Origin of the sequence: Amycolatopsis sp. NPDC050768, assembly GCF_040654155.1 — a bacterium.
Classification (GTDB): domain Bacteria; phylum Actinomycetota; class Actinomycetes; order Mycobacteriales; family Pseudonocardiaceae; genus Amycolatopsis.
The window spans coordinates 245,221-263,152 of record NZ_JBFAHL010000009.1; the positions used below are offsets into that span (position 1 = coordinate 245,221).

Here is a 17,932-nt window from a genome sequence, read left to right on the forward strand (position 1 = left end):
TCACCGTCCGGACGCCGTGGGGCGCCCGAATGTGGTTCAACGCTGAACGACTCGGTCCGGACCGGCGTGGTCCGGACAGCGGCACTCACGGCCGCCAGCGGTACCGGATCCAGCCTGGCACGGGCTCCGCGCCCAGCTGCGTGTAGAACGCCTCGGCCTTCTCGTTGCTCGCCTGCATGTCCCACTCGACGCGGCCGGTGGTGCGCGAACGCAGCTCGTCGAGCAGCTCGCGGCCCAGCCCGTGGCGGCGGTGTTCGGGGCGGATGAACAGGTCGTCGAGCCAGATCCCCGGCCGCGCTTCCCACGTCGAGAAGTTCCAGCTGCAGAACGCGAAGCCTGCGACCACGTCAGGGCGGTCCGGCAGCGTCGCGAGAACGACCCATGCCTTGGGCTCGGGCCCGAACAGGTACCCGCTCATCTCGGCGCGGTCGAGCTTCAGGTCGTGCTTGTCCTCGTACACGGCGTGCTCTTCGATGAGCGCGCAGATCTCTTCGGCGTCTTCGAAGACGGCGTCGCGGACGGGCATGCGAGGAACCCCAATCTTGTCGGTGGTGGCGGTTACGGTGCGGACATGAGCCCCGAGGACCGGTTCGAGAACCTGATCGACGAGCTGCTGGGCGGCGAAGACGCCGAGGGCGTCGAGCCGCCGCGGCCCGGAAGCGGGTTCGGGTCCAGTGCCCTGCGCGTGGACAACCGCATCTTCGCCATGCTCGTGCGCGGGCACCTCGTGGTGAAGCTGCCGAAACCCCGCGTCGACGCACTGGTGGCCGAGGGCCACGGCGTGCGGTTCGACGCGAACAAGGGCACGCCGATGAAGGAGTGGTTCACGCTCGACCAGGAGTCGTCGCTCGACTGGCCCGCGCTGGCGCGCGAAGCGTGTGCGTTCGTCGGCAAGCGATAGGTCACGATGCCTCGTAGCGCAGTTCGCCGCCCACAGCGGTGGCGAGCACGCGGATATCTTCCACGGCGTCCATAGTGGACAGAGGATCACCCGAAAGGACCACGAAGTCCGCCAGCTTGCCCGGATCCAGCGTGCCGAGGTCGTGTTCGGCGAAGGTCGCGTACGCCGAGCCGTAGGTGTACGCGCGCAGCGCCTCCTGCGGGGTGAGCGCTTCCTCGGGCGAGAACGGCGCGCCCGACGACGTGCGCCGGCGCACCATGTCGGCCAGGCCCAGCAGCGGCGCGCCGTCGACGACCGGACGGTCGGAGCTCGCAGGCAGCACGCAGCCGGCGTCGAGGACGCTGCGCAGGCGGTAGCACCACGGCACCCGTGACTCGCCGAGCGCCGCGCGCATGCCGTCGCCCAGCTCGTTCACGAACCGGCCCTGCGGCGACGCGATGAGCCCCAGCCGAGCCAGGCGCGCCAGCTCCGCCGGCTGAAGCACCGCGCAGTGCTCGACGCGGTGCCGGTGGTCCTCGCGCGGCGAAGCGGCCAACGCGGCTTCGTATGCGTCGAGCACCACGGTGATGGCGCGGTCGCCGATGGCGTGCGTCGCGATCTGCCAGCCGGCGTCGTGCGCAAGGCGGATCGTGCGGGCCAGCTCCTCCTCCGGCACCTGGAAGTAGCCGCGGTTGCCCGGCTCGCCGGCGAACGGCTCGTGCATCGCGCAGGTGCGCCCGACCAGGGAACCGTCGGCGAAGAGCTTCATCGGCCCGACGCGCAGCCACTCGTCGCCGAAGCCCGTGCGCAGGCCCAAGTCGAGGCCGAACCCGGCGCCGTCGGGCAGGTCGTGGAGCACGCTCGCGGCCACCATCACCGTGCTCCGCACGCGCAGGACCCCGCGTTCGCGCGCCAGCTGGTACGCGGCCAGCTCGGCGGGCGTCTCCCCGACCAGCCCGCCGCCGATGCCGGCCTCCTGCACGCTCGTGATGCCCTCGGCCAGGAACTGCTCGCTCGCGCGGTCGAGGCCGCGGACCACGGCGTCGATCGGCGCCGGGTAGGTCAGCGGTCGCAGCAGGAGCTGGGCCTGCTCACGCAGCAGCCCGGTCGGCGACCCGGAAGCGTCGAGCACCACGTCGCCGCCCACCGGCACGTGCGCGAGGTCGAGCTGGTGCAGCACGGCGGAGTTGACCACGGTCATGTGCCCGGACGTGTGCTTGAGCCGCACGAGCATCCCGGGCGCGGCGCGGTCGAGGCCGTGGCGGTCGGGGTGCGCGCCGCCGGCCAGCTTGTTCTGGTCGTAACCGCTGCCGATGACCCAGCTGCCGGCGGGCAGCTCGGCGGCCCGGCGCGCCACGGCGTCGTAGACCTCCTCGACGGTGCGGCAGTCGCTCAGCGCCACGTCGTCCAGGCCCATGCCGAACCACGCCATGTGGTTGTGGGCGTCGTGGAACCCGGGCACCACGTACGCGCCGCCGAGGTCGATCCGCCGGCGCGCAGACAGCGCCTCGGCGTCCTCGCCCAGCGCCACGACCCGGCCATGCAGCACGGCGAGCGCACTGTCCCCGGTGGCGCTGTCCCCGATGGCGCTGTCCCCGGTGAGCAGCCGGGAGTTCTCGTACACCGCGTCGACCCGCATGAACGAGACCCTATCGATCGATCGATCGAACGTCTAGGCTCGCTGCCATGAGCACCGTGGACCTCGCCGTCGAGGGCGGCATCGCACACATCCGGCTGAACCGCCCCGAGCGGCTGAACGCCGTGGCGCCCGTTCTGGTGGACGACTTCCTGACCGCGCTGGACGGCGTCGCGCGCAGCACCGCCCGCGTGGTTCTGCTGTCCGGCAACGGCCGCGCCTTCTGCGCCGGCCACGACCTCAAGGAGCCGACGTCGGAAGGCGACTCGCGGGCCCGGCTCGACCGGCTGCAGGACGTGACTCGCAGGCTGCGCGCGCTGCCGCAGCCGGTGATCGCCGCCGTGCACGGCTACGCGCTCGGCGCCGGCGCCGAGTTCGCACTCGGCTGCGACCTGGTACTGGCCGCCGACGACGCCGTGTTCGGCTTCCCCGAGGTCTCGCTCGGGCTGAGCGTGACGGGCGCGGCCTCGCGCCTGCTGCCGCTGCTCGTCGGGCCCATGAAGGCCAAGGAACTGCTCCTGCTCGGCGAGCGCTTCGACGGCCTGCGCGCCCACGACCTGGGTCTGGTCAACGCCGCCGTGCCCGCCGCCGAGCTCATGACACTGGCGCTGGGCTGGGCCGAGAAGATCGCGCACCACCCCGCCGAGGCCGCCACCATGGCCAAGCGGGCGCTCGACTCCGGCATCGACCACGCACTGGAATCGGCCCTGGAGCTGGAGGTCAGCCACGCGCTGATCACCGAGCACTCGGCCGCCGTGCGCGAGTCCACCGAGGCGTTCCGGAGCCGTGCGTGAAGACCCTGCAGCAGGCCGACACCCTCGTGGCGCTGCTCGACCGCGCCGCGCAGCTGTGGCCGGAGCGCACCGCGTGGGTCTTCGACGCGACGGGCGAGCGGTTCACCTTCGCCGACGTCGACGAGCGCAGCGGCCGGTTCGCCGCCGCGTTGCACGAGCTGGGCGTGCGGCCCGGCGACCGCGTGGCCGTGATGCTGCGCAACCAGCCGGAGTTCCCGCTGCTGTGGCTCGCGCTGGCGAAACTCGGCGCGGTGCTGGTGCCGGTGAACACGAACTACCGCGAGTTCGACGGCGCCCACGTGCTGCGCCACTCCGGCGCGCGGTTCGCCGTGGCGGCCGACGAGTTCGTGGAGCTGCTGGAGAAGATCGCGCCGGACACCGCCGTGGAGCGGGTGCTGACGCCGGCGGATCTGCGGGCTTCGGACGCGAAGCCGGTCACGAACGTCGTCGCCGAGCAGCCCGTGAACATCCAGTACACCTCCGGCACCACCGGCGCCCCCAAGGGCTGTGTACTGCCGCACCGGTACTGGACCACGCTCGCCGTCAGCCTCGCCACGGAATTCCCCGCCGTCGGCGAAGAAGACATCCTCCTGACCGCCCAGCCGTTCCACTACATCGATCCACAGTGGAACGTCGCGTTGGGACTCGCGAGCGGCGCGACACTCGTGGTGCTCGACCGCTTCCACCCGTCCACGTTCTGGGCCAAGGTGCGCGAGTACGGCGTCACGTGGTTCTACTGCCTCGGCCTGATGCCGACACTCCTGCTGCGCCAGCCGCCGCACGAAAACGACCGCAACCACCGCGTCCGCGCGATCTGCGCGTCGGCCATCCCGCGCGAGCTGCACGCCGAGCTGGAACAGCGGTGGGGCGCGCCGTGGTACGAGGCGTTCGGCATGACGGAGACCGGCGGCGACATCCGCGTGCCAGAGGCCGACCACGACGTCGCCGTGGGCACCGGCTGCATCGGCCGGCCCAGCCGCGACCGCGAGGTGCTGATCGCCGACGAGCACGGGAAACCCCTGCCGCGCGGGGAAACCGGCGAGCTGCTCATCCGTGGTATCGGCCTGATGCACGGCTACCACGACGACGCGCAAGCCACCGCGCGCGCGTTCGCCGGCGGCTGGTTCCACACGGGCGACCTCGCGAGCATGGACGCCGAGGGCCGCGTGTTCTTCGCAGGCCGCACCAAGGACATGATCCGGCGCAGCGGCGAGAACGTCTCGGCCGACGAGGTGGAACGCGCGCTGCTGCTGCACCCCGCTGTGTGCCTGGCGGCCGTGCTCGCGGTGCCCGACGAGCTGCGCGGCGAAGAGGTGAAGGCCTACGTCGTCTGCGAAGGCGAGGTGGCGCCCGAAGAGCTCGCCGAGTTCTGCGCCGAGAAGCTGGCGTACTTCAAGGTGCCGCGCTTCTGGGCGTTCGCCGACGGACTGCCGCGCACCCCGTCCGAACGCATCGCGAAGGGCGAGCTGCGCAAGGTGGCGGACCTGCGCGCGGGCGCATGGGACCGGACCACGGGGACGTGGCTGTGAGCAGCGGCGAGCGTGTGCGCGCGGCGGCGGTGAAACTGTTCGCCGCCAAGGGTTTCCACGGCACGGGCATCCGCGACCTCGCGAGCGAGGCCGAGCTGTCGTCGGCGAGCTTGTACCACTACATGGGCACCAAGGAGGACCTGCTCGTCGAGATCATGACCACCGCGTTGCGGCGGCTGCTCGACGCGGCGGACAAGGCCACCGCCGGCGCGGCCGATCCCGTGGCGCGCCTGCGTTCGCTCGTCGCGCTGCACGTGCTCGCCCACGCCGCGCGGCCCGCCGAAACCCGCGTGGTGGACAACGAAGTCGACGCGCTTTCGGATGCCGCGCGTACGCGAGTCGTCGCTCTGCGGGACGAATACGAGGGTCTGTGGGCGCAGGCGATCTCCGACGGCGTGGCGGCGGGCGTGTTCCACACCGCCCACCCGGCTGTGACGCGCCTGGCGCTGCTGGAGATGTGCAGCGGGGTGGCGCGCTGGTACTCGCCGCTGGGGCCGTTGTCGCTCGAAGGGCTGGCCACGCACTACGCGGAGCTGGCGCTGGGCGCACTCGGCCACCCCATTGCCGTAGCTGTTCCCGATCTGCGACAGTGCCTGGAAGTGGTCGCCCAGGTGTGGGACATGCCTGTTCAGCCGGGGTTTTAGCGACCTACGCCTTGCTGATTGGGCGAACGTGGGGGACGCTCGAAGGGTGACTGAGCAAACGATCCAACTGGAACTGGACGACTCGGGTCTCGCACCTAGCCTGCCCGCTCCAACAAACCCCCGCGACCAGGTACAGGATGTGCCGTATCGCCCGGTCGAGTTCCGTGACGACGATCTGCCGACCGCACTCGAACGCTGTGCCGTGTGGCTGCGTCAAGCTCAGGAGTGGCTCGGTGAACCGCTCGACGTGCTGGCGATTCACCTCGACTACGACGACCGCCAAGGTTCTCCCTACTACGACGTGAAGGTGCTCTGCAACGAAGAGGACTTGGCCGGCGTCCCCATCGCCCTCCGCAACAGCAGCAAGTGATTCGCTGAGAACACCATTCATCCCCTGAAGGCCTCGTGGCCGGACCGCGCGTCCCACCACGAGGCCTTCACGGTTTTCATGCCGTTTTTACACTCGGCTTTACGGCTCAGCCGAGCGCGCCGCCGACCTTCACGTGGCCCTTGAGGAGGTTGCGCGCGATGGTGCGGCGCTGGATCTCGTCGGTGCCTTCGTAGATGCGCAGCAGCCGCAGCTCGCGGTACCAGCGCTCCACCGGCAGCTCGCGCGTGTAGCCCATGCCGCCGTGGATCTGCAGCACGCGGTCCACGATCTCGTTGGCCTTCTGGCCGCCGTAGAGCTTCGCCATCGACTGCGCGTGGCGCGAGTCCATCTTCTGGTCGACCTGCCACGCGGCGTGCAGCACGAGCCAGCGCAACGCTTCGAGCTCCACCCCGGAGTCGGCGATCATCCACTGGATCGCCTGGCGTTCGGCGATCTTCTGCCCGAACGTCTCGCGCGTGTTGGCGTGCTCGATGGCCATGGAGATCAGGCGCTCGCACGAACCGATCGCGCGGGCGGGCAGCAGGTAGCGGCCCTGGCCGATCCACTGCATCGCCAGTTCGAAGCCGCGGCCCTCCTCACCGAGGATCTGCGACTCGGGCACGCGCACGTCCTGGAACACCAGCGCCGCCGGGCCCCACTCGCCCATCGTGTCGATGTACTCGGACTTCCAGCCCATCTCGCGGTCGACGAGGAAGCAGGTGACGCCGCCGTTGGCACCCTTTTCCGGGTCGGTGATGGCGAAGACCATCACGAAGTCGGCTTCGTTGCCGCCGGTGATGAAGGTCTTCTCGCCGTTGATGACCCAGTCGGAGCCGTCCTTGCGCGCGGTGGTGCGGATGGCCTTCGCGTCGGAGCCGGCGCCGGGTTCGGTGATGGCGAAGCACGACTTGCGCTCGCCGGAGATCGTCGGCAGCAGGTAGGTCTGCTTCTGCTCCTCGTTGGCGTGGAACAGGATGTTGTCCGCGGCGCCGCCGAAGCGGAACGGCACGAAGGTGCGACCCAGCTCGGCCTCCAGCAGCGCGGCCATCACGGCCGAGAGCCCCATGCCGCCGTACTCCTCCGGCGTGAGCACGCCCCAGAAGCCGGATTCCTTGGCCTTGAGCTGCAGCTCCGTCAGCTCCTCGGCCGTAACCCCCGGCCGGCCGGCGCGCTCGCGGCGAAGCACCTCCTGCTCACGCGGCACGAGCTCGCGCTGCACGAACGTGCGCACCCAGTCGCGCACTTCGCGTTCTTCGGTGCTCAGGGTGAAATCCATCGAGTCGTCCCTTTCCAAGCCGTCCGGCTAAGCGCTTGCTTAGCCGAGGGTACCGCGTGGTCTCGGGGTCCCCCTAGTACCTGGCCGGTTACCGTGACAACGCGCCCCGGCGCCGGGAAGATCGAGGGTGGACGAGGAGGGTGCCAGGTGACGCAGATCGTGGTCCGGTGGTCGGAGCCGCTCGCAGCGGAGGACCGCTTCCTTCGGCTGCTCGACGAGCTCGAGCACGGCCGCTTCGAGGCCTACCGGCTGGAGCTGGACAAGCGCCGTTTCCTGACCGGCCGCGTACTGGCGAAGACGCTCACGGCGGCGCGCCTGGGCGTGCCGGTGGAGTCCGTGGTCTTCGACGCCACCTGCGAGGACTGCGGCAAGCCCCACGGCCGGCCCCGCGTGCCCGGCTCGGACCTGACGCTGTCCATTTCGCACTCGGGCCAGCTGATCGGTGTGGCGGCCACGGACGGCGTGCCGGTGGGGCTGGACGTCGAGACCTCTTCGCGCCGGGCCGACAAGTCGCTCATCGAGTACGCCCTGAGCCCGGCCGAACAGCAGGCCGTGGCGGAGCTGCCCGAAGCCTCGCGATCCGCTGCCTTCTTCGTTTACTGGACCCGCAAGGAGGCCGTCATGAAGGCCACCGGCAAGGGCCTGAAGATCCCGCTGCAGAGCATCACGTTCTCGCCCTACGACGCACCGGCCGAGCTCGTGTCCTCCGGCGACCCGGCGCTGGACCCGGCTCGCACCCGGCTGGCGGACCTCAAGGCGGCCGAGGGCCACCGCGCGGCCGTGGCTGCCCTCACCACGGAGGCGCTGGAGATCACCGAGGAGCACTGGCTCCCCTGAGTGCCCCGAGCAGGCGGCGGGGCGGGGTGAGTCAGTCGAGACCCATCGCGCCCAGCAGGGTCCGGAACTTCGCGATCGTCTCGTCGAACTCCGCCTGCGGGTCCGACGCCGGCACGATCCCGCCGCCCGCGTACAGCCGCATCGACGTGTCCGCCACCTCCGCGCAGCGGATCGCCACGGCCCACTCGCCGTCGCCCACCGCGTCGACCCAGCCGACGCTGCCAGCGTAGTAGCCGCGGTCGAAGGGCTCCAGCTCCTGGACCAGGTCGCGCGCGGCAGCGGTCGGGGTGCCGCAGATGGCGGGCGTCGGGTGCAAGGCCGCGGCGAGGTCGAGGGCGGTGACGGCGCGGTCGACGAGCTCGCCGGTGATGGCCGTGCGCAGGTGCCAGATGGCGGGCGTCGACACGAGCTCCGGGGCCGACGGCACGTCGAGCTTGCGGCAGAACGGCCGCAGGGCCTCCACGACGTAGTCGATCACCACGGCGTGCTCTTCCTGGTCCTTCGCGGACGCCAGGAGGGCCTCGCCGTTGGCGCGGTCCGCGACGGGATCCGCCGAGCGCGGCATGGACCCCGCGTGCGGGGTCGTGAACACGGAGTCGCCGGCGCGGGAGAGCAGCAGCTCGGGCGTGGCGCCCACGAGCGTGCGCCCGCCGGGCAGCTCGGCGGCGTAGGTGAAGTGGCGCGGGTTGCCGCGGGCCAGGTTGCGCACGATCTTCCCGACCGGCACCGGCGAGGCGAACTCGAGCTCCAGGGCCCGGGCGAGCACGGCTTTGCGCAGGCCACGGTCGCGCAGGGCCGCCACGGCGGCCCGCACGTTGGCCTTGTGGCCCTCCTCGGACGGCACCTCACGGGTGACGCTCGGGGCGGGCAGCTCTTCCGACGCGGCGACAGCACTGCCTTCGCCCTCGGCCTGCGCCCGGTGGACCGTGCGCGGCAGGACGAGATGACCCGGCGTGGTCGTGCCCGGGCCGGTGTCGAACGGCAGCGTCCCGACCGCGAGCGGCACGCCCGAGCTGGTCAGCTCTTCGGCCACGGTCCTGGCCAGCCGCCGTGGATCGGTATCGGTCACGACGGCGACCGAACCCTGGGCGAGGAGCGCTCGCCGGGCCGTCGCGAACAGGAAGTCGCCACGCTGGTAGCGGACGGTTGTCTCGACCGGGGTCGCCGGTGCGGTACTGGTCGTCACCGCTCCAGCGTCCCAGGATCCGGGAGCTCCGCGGGGAAAGTGTTGCCGGAAGAACACCTTCGGCGCACTTCCCCCGCGGGAGACCGGGTTCTTACTTCAGCGCGTCGATAAGAGCTTCGCGCTGGCGCTCGCCGAGGCCCGCGGCCCGGCGGTCGGGGTCGATCCCCGCCTGCTCGAGCAGCGCGGCGACCTTGACCGCGCCCAGGCCGGGAACGGCCTTGAGCAGCTGGGTGACCTTCGTCTTCCCGATGGTCTTGTTCTCCTTGGCCTGCTTGAGCACCTTCTCGATGCTCGTGGTGCCGGACTTGATCGACGCGAGCAGCTCCGAACGCGCCTTACGCGCCTCTGCCGCCTTGGCGAGGGCGTCGGCGCGCTGCTCCGGAGTCAACGTGGGCAGAGCCAACGTAGTGTCCTTTCCTCTCAGGTCTCCGCTTACGCGGCCGACGGCTTTTCTCCGATGCTTGCAAGCGCAAGCGCTGGCCAGCCGTCTCTTACCACGGCCCCAGTAAACGCCACACCCTCGAAGAGCGCGCAACCGACACGCACTTATCACCCTCCGACCACCCGGTGGGCAAGTCACGAGATGACCCCTCGCGGCCTGCGGAAACGTCAGACGTCCCTCGTTTTCGACACCATTACCTCACCCGAATGAGGCTCTATTTCGAGACGGTTACGACGCCATTTTTTGTTGTCCCGCAAGGAAAAGTCCGGTAGTAAGTTGATCATGGACGCAGGAGGCCGCCACCCGATACGGGGATGGCCGTGACCGAACGGTTGCCCGAGTTGACCATGCCCCCGCGTCCCGTCCGCCGTTAGAGTCGGCGGCACCCCAGTTCACCGGCGAACGAGCACCACGGGAGTCACCCATGTTGAGCACGATGCAGGACGGGCAGCTTTCGCTGGCGAAGCTCCTGCGGCACGGCACGAAGGTGCACGCGAAGAGCGAAGTCATCACCTGGACCGGTTCAGAAGCCCGCCGGGAGACCTACGCCGAGCTCGGGCAGCACGCCGCCCGCCTGGCCAACGCGCTGCGCACCCTCGGCGTGACCGGCGACCAGCGCGTCGGCACGTTCATGTGGAACAACGCGGAGCACCTGGCCGCCTACCTCGCGGTGCCGGCCATGGGCGCGGTGCTGCACACCCTGAACATCCGCCTGTTCCCCGAGCAGCTCACCTTCGTCGCGAACCACGCCGAGGACCACGTGGTGATCGTCGACGGCACGCTGGTGCCGCTGCTGGCCAAGCAGCTGCCGCACTTCACCACGGTCAAGCACGTGATCGTGGCCAACGGCGACGCCTCGACGCTGGAGGCGCCCAACGGCATCACCGTGCACTCCTACGACGAGCTGCTGGCCGCGCAGCCGAGCGAGTTCGACTGGCCCGAGATCGACGAGCGTTCCGCCGCCGCGATGTGCTACACGTCCGGCACGACGGGCGACCCGAAGGGCGTCGTCTACTCGCACCGCTCGATCTGGCTGCACTCGATGCAGGTCTGCATGACCGACAGCATGCGGCTGGCCCAGGAGGACACCGCGCTGGCGATCGTGCCGATGTTCCACGCGATGTCGTGGGGCCTGCCCTACGCCGCGATGATGGTCGGCGCGTCGCTGCTCATGCCCGACCGCTTCCTGCAGCCGGCCCCGATCGCCGCGATGCTGGCGGCCGAGAAGCCGACGTTCGCGGCGGCCGTGCCCACGATCTGGCAGGGCCTGCTCGCCCACCTCGATGCGAACCCGCAGGACATCTCCCACGTGCGCGAGGTCGTGGTCGGCGGGTCGGCCGCGCCGCCTTCGCTGATGCACGCGTTCGAGGAGCGCTACGACGTGCCGATCCTGCACGCGTGGGGCATGACCGAGACGTCGCCGCTGGGCAGCGTCGCGCGTCCGCCGGGCAGCGCGACCGGCGAGGAGCGCTGGGCCTACCGCTACACGCAGGGCCGGTTCCCCGCGTCGGTGGCCGCGCGGCTCATCGGCGACAACGGCGAGGAACTGCCGTGGGACAACGACGCCGTGGGCGAGCTCGAGGTGCAGGGCCCGTGGATCGCCGGCGCCTACTACGGCGGCAACGCCATCGACCCGGACAAGTTCCACGACGGCTGGCTGCGCACGGGTGACGTCGGCAAGATCAGCCCCGACGGCTACCTCACCCTCACCGACCGCGCCAAGGACGTGATCAAGTCCGGCGGCGAGTGGATCTCGTCGGTCGACCTGGAGAACCAGGTCATGGGCCACCCCGCCGTCGCCGAGGCGGCCGTGGTCGGGATCCCCGACGAGAAGTGGGACGAGCGCCCGCTGGTGGCCGTCGTGGTGAAGGAAGGCCAGAGCGTGACGGCCGAACAGCTGCGCGACTACCTGACCGACAAGGTCGCGAAGTGGCAGCTGCCGGAGAACTGGACCTTCGTGGACGAAGTGCCCAAGACCAGCGTCGGCAAGTTCGACAAGAAGCGCATCCGCGCGTCCTACTCAGAGGGAAAGCTCGACATCTCACAGCTCTAACGGGTAATTCTCCGGCGAGTCGCGGATGATCCGGCGCCTGTCTTGAGAGAGTCTTGCGCTCTCAAGACAGGCGTCGGAGCGCGTCGGAGGAAGTACGGGGATGCAGTCACGCAGCAGGAGGTCGTTCCTCACTCTCGCGGGAACGGCAGCAGTGGGCGCGGTCGCGGCCGCGTGTGGTTCGAACACCGGGCGCCCAGGCGACCCGCCGCCGTCCACCGCGATGTCGGCCGGACCGCCGCCGTCGAAACCGGCCGCGAAGGTGACGCTGCAGCAGTGGTACCACGCGTACGGCGAAGACGGCGTGCAGGACGCCGTGCGCGGCTACGCGGCCTCGTACCCGGGCGCGACCGTGAAGGTGCAGTGGAACCCGGGTGACTACGACTCGAAGATCGTGACCGCGCTGCAGAACAGCGCCGTGCCCGACGTGTTCGAGGCCCAGGTGAAGATCGACTGGGTGCGCCAGAACCAGGTCGTGGCGCTCGACGACCTCATCGGCCCGGTGAAGAACGACTTCAGCCCCGCCGTGCTGGCCGCGCAGACCGTGGAGGGCAAGGTCTACGGCATCCCGCAGGCCACCGACACGCAGGTGCTCTTCTACCGCCCGAGCCTGCTGCAGGCCGCGGGCGTGCAGCCGCCGCAGACCGTCGACGAGCTGGTGGACGCCGCCGGCAAGCTCTCGCGCGACGGCGTGAAGGGCTTGTTCGTGGGCAACGACGGCGGCGTCGCCACGCTGACCGGCCCGCTGCTGTGGTCGGCCGGGCTCGACTACCTCAAGCCCGGCGGCCGCGAGGTCGGCTTCGACGACCCGCGCGCGGCCACCGCGCTGGGCAAGCTGCGCGCGTTGAACGCCAACAGCTCCCTGCTGCTCGGCGCGCCCACCGACTGGTCCGACCCGGGCGCGTTCATCGACGGCCTGTGCGCGATGCAGTGGACCGGGCTGTGGAACATGCCGAAGATCCGCGACGCGTTCAACGACGACTTCGCCGTGCTGCCCTTCCCCAAGCTGGACAACAGCGGCGCCCCTTCGGTGCCCGTGGGCGCGTACGGCGCGATGGTGAACGCGAAGAGCAAGCACGTGGCCGAGGCCAAGGCGTTCGTGAAGTGGCTGTGGGTCGACCAGACGACCGACCAGCTGGAGTTCGCCACGCGCTTCGGGTTCCACGTGCCGGCGCGCCAGAGCCTCATCGACAAGGCCGACACGCTGCGCTCGGGCCCGGCCGCCGACGTCGCGCGGTTCGTGAAGGAGAACAGCCACCTCGTCGGCGGTCCCGTGTGGACCCAGCAGGCGAACACCGCGCTGTCCGACGCGGTCGCGAAGATCGCCAAGGAGGGCGCCGACCCGGTGGCGCAGACCAAGGCGGCGGTGACCGTCGCGCAGTCCGAGCTGAAGCGTCTGTTCGGGTGAAGCGGCGTTGAAAGCCCCAGCTCGGAAGACCCGGGACACGCTGGCGTTCTGGGGGTTCGTCGGCCCGTTCCTGATCGGGCTGGCCGTGTTCGCGTACCTGCCGATCGGCTGGAGCGTGTACCTGTCGTTCTTCGACGCGCGCAACACGGTGACGCCGAGCGTGTTCGTGGGGCTGGACAACTACGCGCACATGCTCACCGACGGGCCGTTCCTGGCCAGTCTCGGCACGTTCAGTGTGTTCGCGGTGGTGATCGTGCCGCTCACGTTCGTGCTGTCGCTCGCGCTCGCGGTCGGCGTGCACCAGCTGAGGTTCGCGCGCGCGTTCTTCCGCTCGGTGTTCTTCCTGCCCTTCGCTTGCTCGTACGTGGTGGCTTCGCTGATCTGGAAGACGTCGCTGTTCTCAGGGGTGCGCTACGGCCTGGCGAACACCGTGCTGGGCCTGTTCGGCGCCGATCCGGTGGCGTGGACGGGCACGGTCGACCCGCCGCTGTACTGGATCGTGCTGGTGACCGCGCGGCTGTGGCTGCAGCTGGGCTTCTACATGATCCTGTTCCTCGCCGCGCTGCAACGGATTCCGGTCCGGCTCTACGAAGCCGCGTGGCTCGACGGCGCGAAGCCGGGCTGGCAGGTGTTCCGCTACATCACGCTGCCACAGCTGCGCGCGACTTCCGTGGCCGTGCTGCTGCTGAACCTGATCAACGCGTACCAGGCGTTCGACGAGTTCTACAACATCATGGGCGACTCCCGTGGTTATCCACCGTTCGCGCGGCCGCCGCTGGTGTACCTCTACTACACGTCGCTGGGTTCGGGCGGCCAGGACCTGGGCCGCGGCAGCGCGGGCGCGGTGCTGCTGGCGTTGCTCATCGCGCTCGTGACGTTGTTGCAGGGCAGGCTGTTCCGCTTCGACCGTGGTGCCCTCTCGTGAACGGCGCTGTCGTGAAGGCCGCATTGCGCTGGACGGCGCTGATCGTGGCGGCGGTGCTGTTCCTGCTGCCGTTCTACCTGCTGCTGCGCAACGGGCTCGCCTCGCGCGCGGAGATCACGGCTCCTGATTGGACGCTGTGGCCTCGGCAGGTGCACTGGGAGAACTTCACGCGCCTGTTCTCGCTGGAGGACGTGCCGTTCGCGCGAAGCCTGCTCAACTCCGCGGTCGTGGCGACGATGCAGACGTCGGGGCTGCTGGTGATCTGCTCACTCGCCGGCTACGGGTTCGCCCGGATCCCTTACCGCCACTCGAAAACCGTGTTCTACGCGGTGCTCGCGACGCTGATGATCCCGACGTCGGTCACGTTCGTGCCGAGCTTCGTCGTGGTGTCCACGCTCGGCTGGCTCTCGGACCTGCGCGGCCTGGTGATCCCGGGGTTGTTCAGCGCGTTCAGCGTGTTCCTGTTCCGCCAGTACTTCCTGGACTTCCCGCGCGAGCTGGAGGAAGCCGGCCGCGTCGACGGGCTCACGCGCTGGGGCGTGTTCCGGCGCATCGTGGTGCCCAACTCGCGCGGCTTCTTCGCCGCGATCGCCGTGATCTCGGTGATCGGCAGCTGGAACGCGTTCCTGTGGCCGCTGATCATCGCGCAGTCGCCGGACTCGTGGACGGTGCAGGTGGCGCTGTCGGGCCTGCTGACCTCACAGAACCCGCAGCTGAACCTGCTCTTCCTGGCCGCGGCGGTGTCGATCCTGCCAATCGTGCTGCTGTTCGCCTTCCTGCAGCGTTACCTCGTGCGCGGGGTCACGGAGTCGGGTGTGAAGGGCTGAGCCGCCGCGGCAGCGGCACCGGCGGCTGCAGCGGCATTCGGGCTGACGCGCCACCCGATCGCGGCGGGTCAATCCGCCGATTCCGCCCCCAACGACCACCGCATCCCCCATAAGCTCTTTGTACCCGACGCCCGGAACCTGGAGCACCCGATGACCGATCCGTACCAGCAGCAGCCGCGCCAAGAGGGCCAATACTACGGCGCCGACGGTTATCCGACGCCCCAGCAGCCCCCGCAGCAGCCCTCGGCGCCGCTGCCCGTGCCGTACTCCGCGCCGTATTCGGGGCCGTACCCGACGCCGTACTCGGGACCGCAGCCCATGCCGTACGGGCCGTTCCCGGGTTACGTACCGCTGCGGACGAGCGGCATGGCGATCGCGGGGATGATCATCGGGATCCTCGCGCTGATCACGTTCTGGGTGCCGTTCTGGGACGTGATCGCGGCGTTCACCGCGATCGGGCTGTCGTGGGCGGGCATGGTGCAGGCGCAGAAGCCCGGCTACGCGGGCCAGGGCATGGGCATCGCCGGGCTCGTCTGCGGAATCATCGCCGCGATCCCCGCGGTGATCTTCCTGGTGCTGTTCTTCACGGCGATCGCGGCGACGAGTACGTCGTGCGCGTTCTACTGCTGAAACTTTGCTTCTGAACCCACCTTCGTCGGGTAGTCGAACCGCGGTACCTGTGACAGAGTCAGCCGCACTGTCACGGTGAATGTGAGCGGGATTCATGTTTCGTTCACCGGAGGTCCACCGCCGTCCGGCAGCGTGCTGGGCAGCCGACACCGGGAGCGAAGATGGCCCAGCTGACCAGGCGGACTTTCACCGCGGCGGGTGCCGCGGGCGTGGGGTTGCTGCTGTGCACCCCGACCGCCAACGCGCTGGACCGGGCGCTCAAGCGCACGGCCTCGCGCACCGTCAGCACCACGGGCACGACCCTCGAACAGGTCGCCGCAGCCGTCTCCCCCGGTACAGCCACGTACTCCCGCCTCACCGGCGGCCCGGGCTGGCCGCTCGTGGTCCGCGGCGACCTCACCGCGCCGAAGGACGGCCGCGACGACCGGCGGACGGCGCTGGGCGCGTTCGTGCAGTTCACCGACCTGCACATCACCGACACCGAGTCGCCCGCGCGGTTCGAGTACCTGCACCCGTACGTCAGCTCGGCGCACCGGCCGCAGGAAGCCCTCGGCACGGCCGCGACGAGCGCGCTGGTGCAGCGGGTGAACAGCGTCGCGAAGGGACCGTTCACCGGCCGGCCGTTCGACTTCCTCGTGACCACCGGCGACAACACCGACAACCACGAACTGCTGGAGCTCGAGTGGTTCCTGACCAGCCTCAACGGCGGCGCCGTCACGCCGAACTCCGGCGACCCCAGCCGGTACGAAGGCGTGCAGGCCTCGGGCAACGACGCGTTCTGGAACCCGTCGACCCCGCTCGCCGACGACTACTCGAAGAAGGGCTTCCCGCAGCTGCCGGGCCTGCTCGAAGCGGGCATCGCGCCGTTCACCGCGCCGGGGCTCGACGTGCCGTGGTTCTGCACGTTCGGCAACCACGACGACAGCGTGGTCGGCACGCTGCCGGAAGGTATCCCGGGCATCGAGAGCTGGTACACGAGCCGGTACAAGGTGATCGGCAAGGACGAGGACACCGCGAAGAAGCTCGGCGCGGCCATCAACAGCGGCAAGAGCGTGCCGCTGATCGAGCTGTTCGGCGGCACCGGCACGATCCGCGAGGTCACACCCGACGCGCGCCGGCGGCCGTTCACCACGGCGGAGTTCGTGACCGCGCATCTCGAGTCCGGCAACACCGGTCCGGGTCCGGTCGGCCACGGCTTCTCGGCGAACAACGCCGACGGTCGCAACGTCTACTACACGTTCCGCATCGCCCCTGGCGTCACCGGCATCAGCCTCGACACCACCACGCTGGGCGGTTTCGCGGACGGTTCGATCGGGCTCGGCCAGTTCAACTGGGTGGAGTCGACGCTCAAGCGCAACTCCTCGACGTACTACGACTTCTTCGGCCGCAAGGTCGCCCAATCGGTGACCGACGAGCTGTTCGTGCTGTTCAGCCACCACACGAGCGACACCATGGGCAACCTCCTGCCCGACTCGCGCCACCTGCTGGAGCCGCGCCTGGACGGCGACACGTTCGTGGGGCTGCTCAACCGCTTCCCGAACGTCGTGGCATGGGTCAACGGCCACACGCACCTCAACAAGATCACCCCGCACGTCGGCAAGACGCCCGCGCAGAGCTTCTGGGAGATCAACACCGCCTCCCACGTCGACTTCCCGCAGCACGCCCGCATCCTCGAACTGGCCGACAACGGCGACGGCACCCTGTCGATCTTCACCACGCTGATCGAGGCTTCCGCGCCCTACGCGGTGGACTACTCCGCGCGCACGCCTTCCGCCCTGGCTTCGCTGTACCGCGAGCTGTCGTACAACGACATCCACGTGGACCTGGGCCGCGTCGGCTCGGCGGGCGACCACAACACCGAACTGCTGCTCACCAACCCGCTCGGTTGATTACCTCCCGGGTAATCGACGCGCCTCCCCCGGCTGCGGTTAGGTCATGGACATGACCGACGCCGAGGGCACTTCGCTGTTCCACCAGACCATGCCGTTCGCCTCCCGGCTCGGCATCGAAGCCCTCTCGCACGCCCCCGACCTGGTCCGCAGCCGGCTGGCGTGGTCCGAGTCGCTGTGCACCCTCGGCGGCGTCCTGCACGGCGGCGCGCTCATGTCCCTGGCCGACGCGACCGGCGCCGTGTGCGCCTTCCTCAACCTCCCCTCGGGCGCTTCGGGCACCACGACCCTGGAGTCGAAGACCAACTTCCTGCGCGCCGTCCGTTCGGGGCATGCGATCGCGTCGTCCCGCCCGCTCCACGCGGGCCGCCGCGTGGTCGTCGTCGAGACGGAAATCCACGACGACGAGGGCAAGCTGGTCGCGAAAGTGACCCAGACGCAAGCGGTGCTCTAGGCGGCCCAGTCCACCGCCCATGGTCACCGAGACGGCGTCGAGGTCGAGGTCGGTGAACGAATTCAGCACATCTCATTGTCCCGGCGACCACCACCGATTTCACAGCCTTGCTCTGGTCGGCTCTTTACGAACCTGTCCCAACCGGCGAAAATCTT

General features: G+C 69.8%; 18 protein-coding genes. 13 read left to right on the plus strand and 5 right to left on the minus strand.

The features are described 5' to 3' along the window. Window positions 1-85 precede the first annotated feature (85 nt). Window positions 86-526, minus strand: coding sequence for a GNAT family N-acetyltransferase (locus AB0H62_RS26910; protein WP_220244535.1), 441 nt, complete (start codon window positions 524-526; stop codon window positions 86-88). A 45-nt stretch (window positions 527-571) separates the two neighbouring features. Between AB0H62_RS26910 and AB0H62_RS26915 the strand changes: the two genes are divergently transcribed. Further along, on the plus strand, window positions 572-901 hold the full coding sequence (locus tag AB0H62_RS26915) for a hypothetical protein (protein ID WP_360588929.1): 330 nt from the start codon (window positions 572-574) through the stop codon (window positions 899-901). Window position 902: 1 nt separating this feature from the next. Here AB0H62_RS26915 and AB0H62_RS26920 read toward each other — a convergent pair whose 3' ends face one another. After that, on the minus strand, window positions 903-2,519 hold the full coding sequence (locus AB0H62_RS26920) for an amidohydrolase (RefSeq protein WP_360588931.1): 1,617 nt from the start codon (window positions 2,517-2,519) through the stop codon (window positions 903-905). Window positions 2,520-2,566: 47 nt separating this feature from the next. Between AB0H62_RS26920 and AB0H62_RS26925 the strand changes: the two genes are divergently transcribed. Genes AB0H62_RS26925 through AB0H62_RS26940 form a run of 4 tightly spaced genes read left to right on the plus strand, consistent with a single transcriptional unit; the run spans window position 2,567 to window position 5,853 of the window. Then, window positions 2,567-3,310: an enoyl-CoA hydratase/isomerase family protein gene (locus AB0H62_RS26925; RefSeq protein ID WP_220244537.1), complete on the plus strand. Its 744-nt coding sequence runs from the start codon at window positions 2,567-2,569 to the stop codon at window positions 3,308-3,310. Beyond that, window positions 3,307-4,839 (plus strand): ATP-dependent acyl-CoA ligase, encoded by a 1,533-nt coding sequence (locus AB0H62_RS26930; protein WP_220244538.1) that lies wholly within the window; start codon window positions 3,307-3,309, stop codon window positions 4,837-4,839. Before AB0H62_RS26925 ends, AB0H62_RS26930 begins: the two co-directional genes overlap by 4 nt. Next, window positions 4,836-5,483, plus strand: a complete 648-nt coding sequence (locus AB0H62_RS26935; RefSeq protein ID WP_220247172.1) for a TetR/AcrR family transcriptional regulator — start codon at window positions 4,836-4,838, stop codon at window positions 5,481-5,483. The genes AB0H62_RS26930 and AB0H62_RS26935 overlap by 4 nt, the downstream gene beginning before the upstream one ends. A 46-nt stretch (window positions 5,484-5,529) precedes the next feature. Further along, window positions 5,530-5,853: a hypothetical protein gene (locus AB0H62_RS26940; RefSeq protein WP_220244539.1), complete on the plus strand. Its 324-nt coding sequence runs from the start codon at window positions 5,530-5,532 to the stop codon at window positions 5,851-5,853. A 106-nt stretch (window positions 5,854-5,959) separates the two neighbouring features. Here AB0H62_RS26940 and AB0H62_RS26945 read toward each other — a convergent pair whose 3' ends face one another. Next, the gene (locus tag AB0H62_RS26945; RefSeq protein ID WP_220244540.1) at window positions 5,960-7,129 is read right to left on the minus strand and encodes an acyl-CoA dehydrogenase family protein; all 1,170 of its coding nucleotides are present in this window, start codon (window positions 7,127-7,129) and stop codon (window positions 5,960-5,962) included. 147 nt (window positions 7,130-7,276) lie between these two features. Between AB0H62_RS26945 and AB0H62_RS26950 the strand changes: the two genes are divergently transcribed. After that, on the plus strand, window positions 7,277-7,966 hold the full coding sequence (locus AB0H62_RS26950; RefSeq protein WP_360588935.1) for a 4'-phosphopantetheinyl transferase superfamily protein: 690 nt from the start codon (window positions 7,277-7,279) through the stop codon (window positions 7,964-7,966). A 31-nt stretch (window positions 7,967-7,997) separates the two neighbouring features. On the opposite strand, the gene AB0H62_RS26955 is transcribed toward AB0H62_RS26950, so the two are convergent. Next, window positions 7,998-9,152: an isochorismate synthase gene (locus tag AB0H62_RS26955; RefSeq protein ID WP_360588937.1), complete on the minus strand. Its 1,155-nt coding sequence runs from the start codon at window positions 9,150-9,152 to the stop codon at window positions 7,998-8,000. Window positions 9,153-9,243: 91 nt separating this feature from the next. Next, entirely contained in the window at window positions 9,244-9,555 is a 312-nt protein-coding gene (gene mihF / locus AB0H62_RS26960; protein WP_220244543.1) for an integration host factor, actinobacterial type, read from the minus strand. 463 nt (window positions 9,556-10,018) lie between these two features. Here mihF and AB0H62_RS26965 point away from each other — a divergent pair, with 463 nt between their 5' ends. The 7 genes from AB0H62_RS26965 (at window position 10,019) to AB0H62_RS26995 (ending at window position 17,777) form a co-directional block, all read left to right on the plus strand. After that, a complete protein-coding gene (locus AB0H62_RS26965) occupies window positions 10,019-11,647 on the plus strand; it encodes a long-chain fatty acid--CoA ligase (RefSeq protein ID WP_360588940.1) in 1,629 nt (542 codons plus the stop codon). 100 nt (window positions 11,648-11,747) lie between these two features. Further along, on the plus strand, window positions 11,748-13,052 hold the full coding sequence (locus tag AB0H62_RS26970; protein WP_220244545.1) for a sugar ABC transporter substrate-binding protein: 1,305 nt from the start codon (window positions 11,748-11,750) through the stop codon (window positions 13,050-13,052). A gap of 7 nt (window positions 13,053-13,059) precedes the next feature. Next, window positions 13,060-13,977 carry a sugar ABC transporter permease gene (locus tag AB0H62_RS26975; RefSeq protein WP_360588943.1) on the plus strand — a complete coding sequence of 306 codons (918 nt, stop codon included), beginning with the start codon at window positions 13,060-13,062 and terminating at the stop codon, window positions 13,975-13,977. A gap of 44 nt (window positions 13,978-14,021) precedes the next feature. Next, window positions 14,022-14,804, plus strand: a complete 783-nt coding sequence (locus tag AB0H62_RS26980) for a carbohydrate ABC transporter permease (protein WP_360589056.1) — start codon at window positions 14,022-14,024, stop codon at window positions 14,802-14,804. Window positions 14,805-14,954: 150 nt separating this feature from the next. Then, window positions 14,955-15,434, plus strand: a complete 480-nt coding sequence (locus AB0H62_RS26985) for a DUF4190 domain-containing protein (protein WP_255638484.1) — start codon at window positions 14,955-14,957, stop codon at window positions 15,432-15,434. 161 nt (window positions 15,435-15,595) lie between these two features. Continuing rightward, the gene (locus AB0H62_RS26990) at window positions 15,596-17,323 is read left to right on the plus strand and encodes a TIGR03767 family metallophosphoesterase (RefSeq protein WP_360588945.1); all 1,728 of its coding nucleotides are present in this window, start codon (window positions 15,596-15,598) and stop codon (window positions 17,321-17,323) included. 52 nt (window positions 17,324-17,375) lie between these two features. Further along, a complete protein-coding gene (locus AB0H62_RS26995; RefSeq protein ID WP_220247175.1) occupies window positions 17,376-17,777 on the plus strand; it encodes a PaaI family thioesterase in 402 nt (133 codons plus the stop codon). Window positions 17,778-17,932 lie beyond the last annotated feature (155 nt).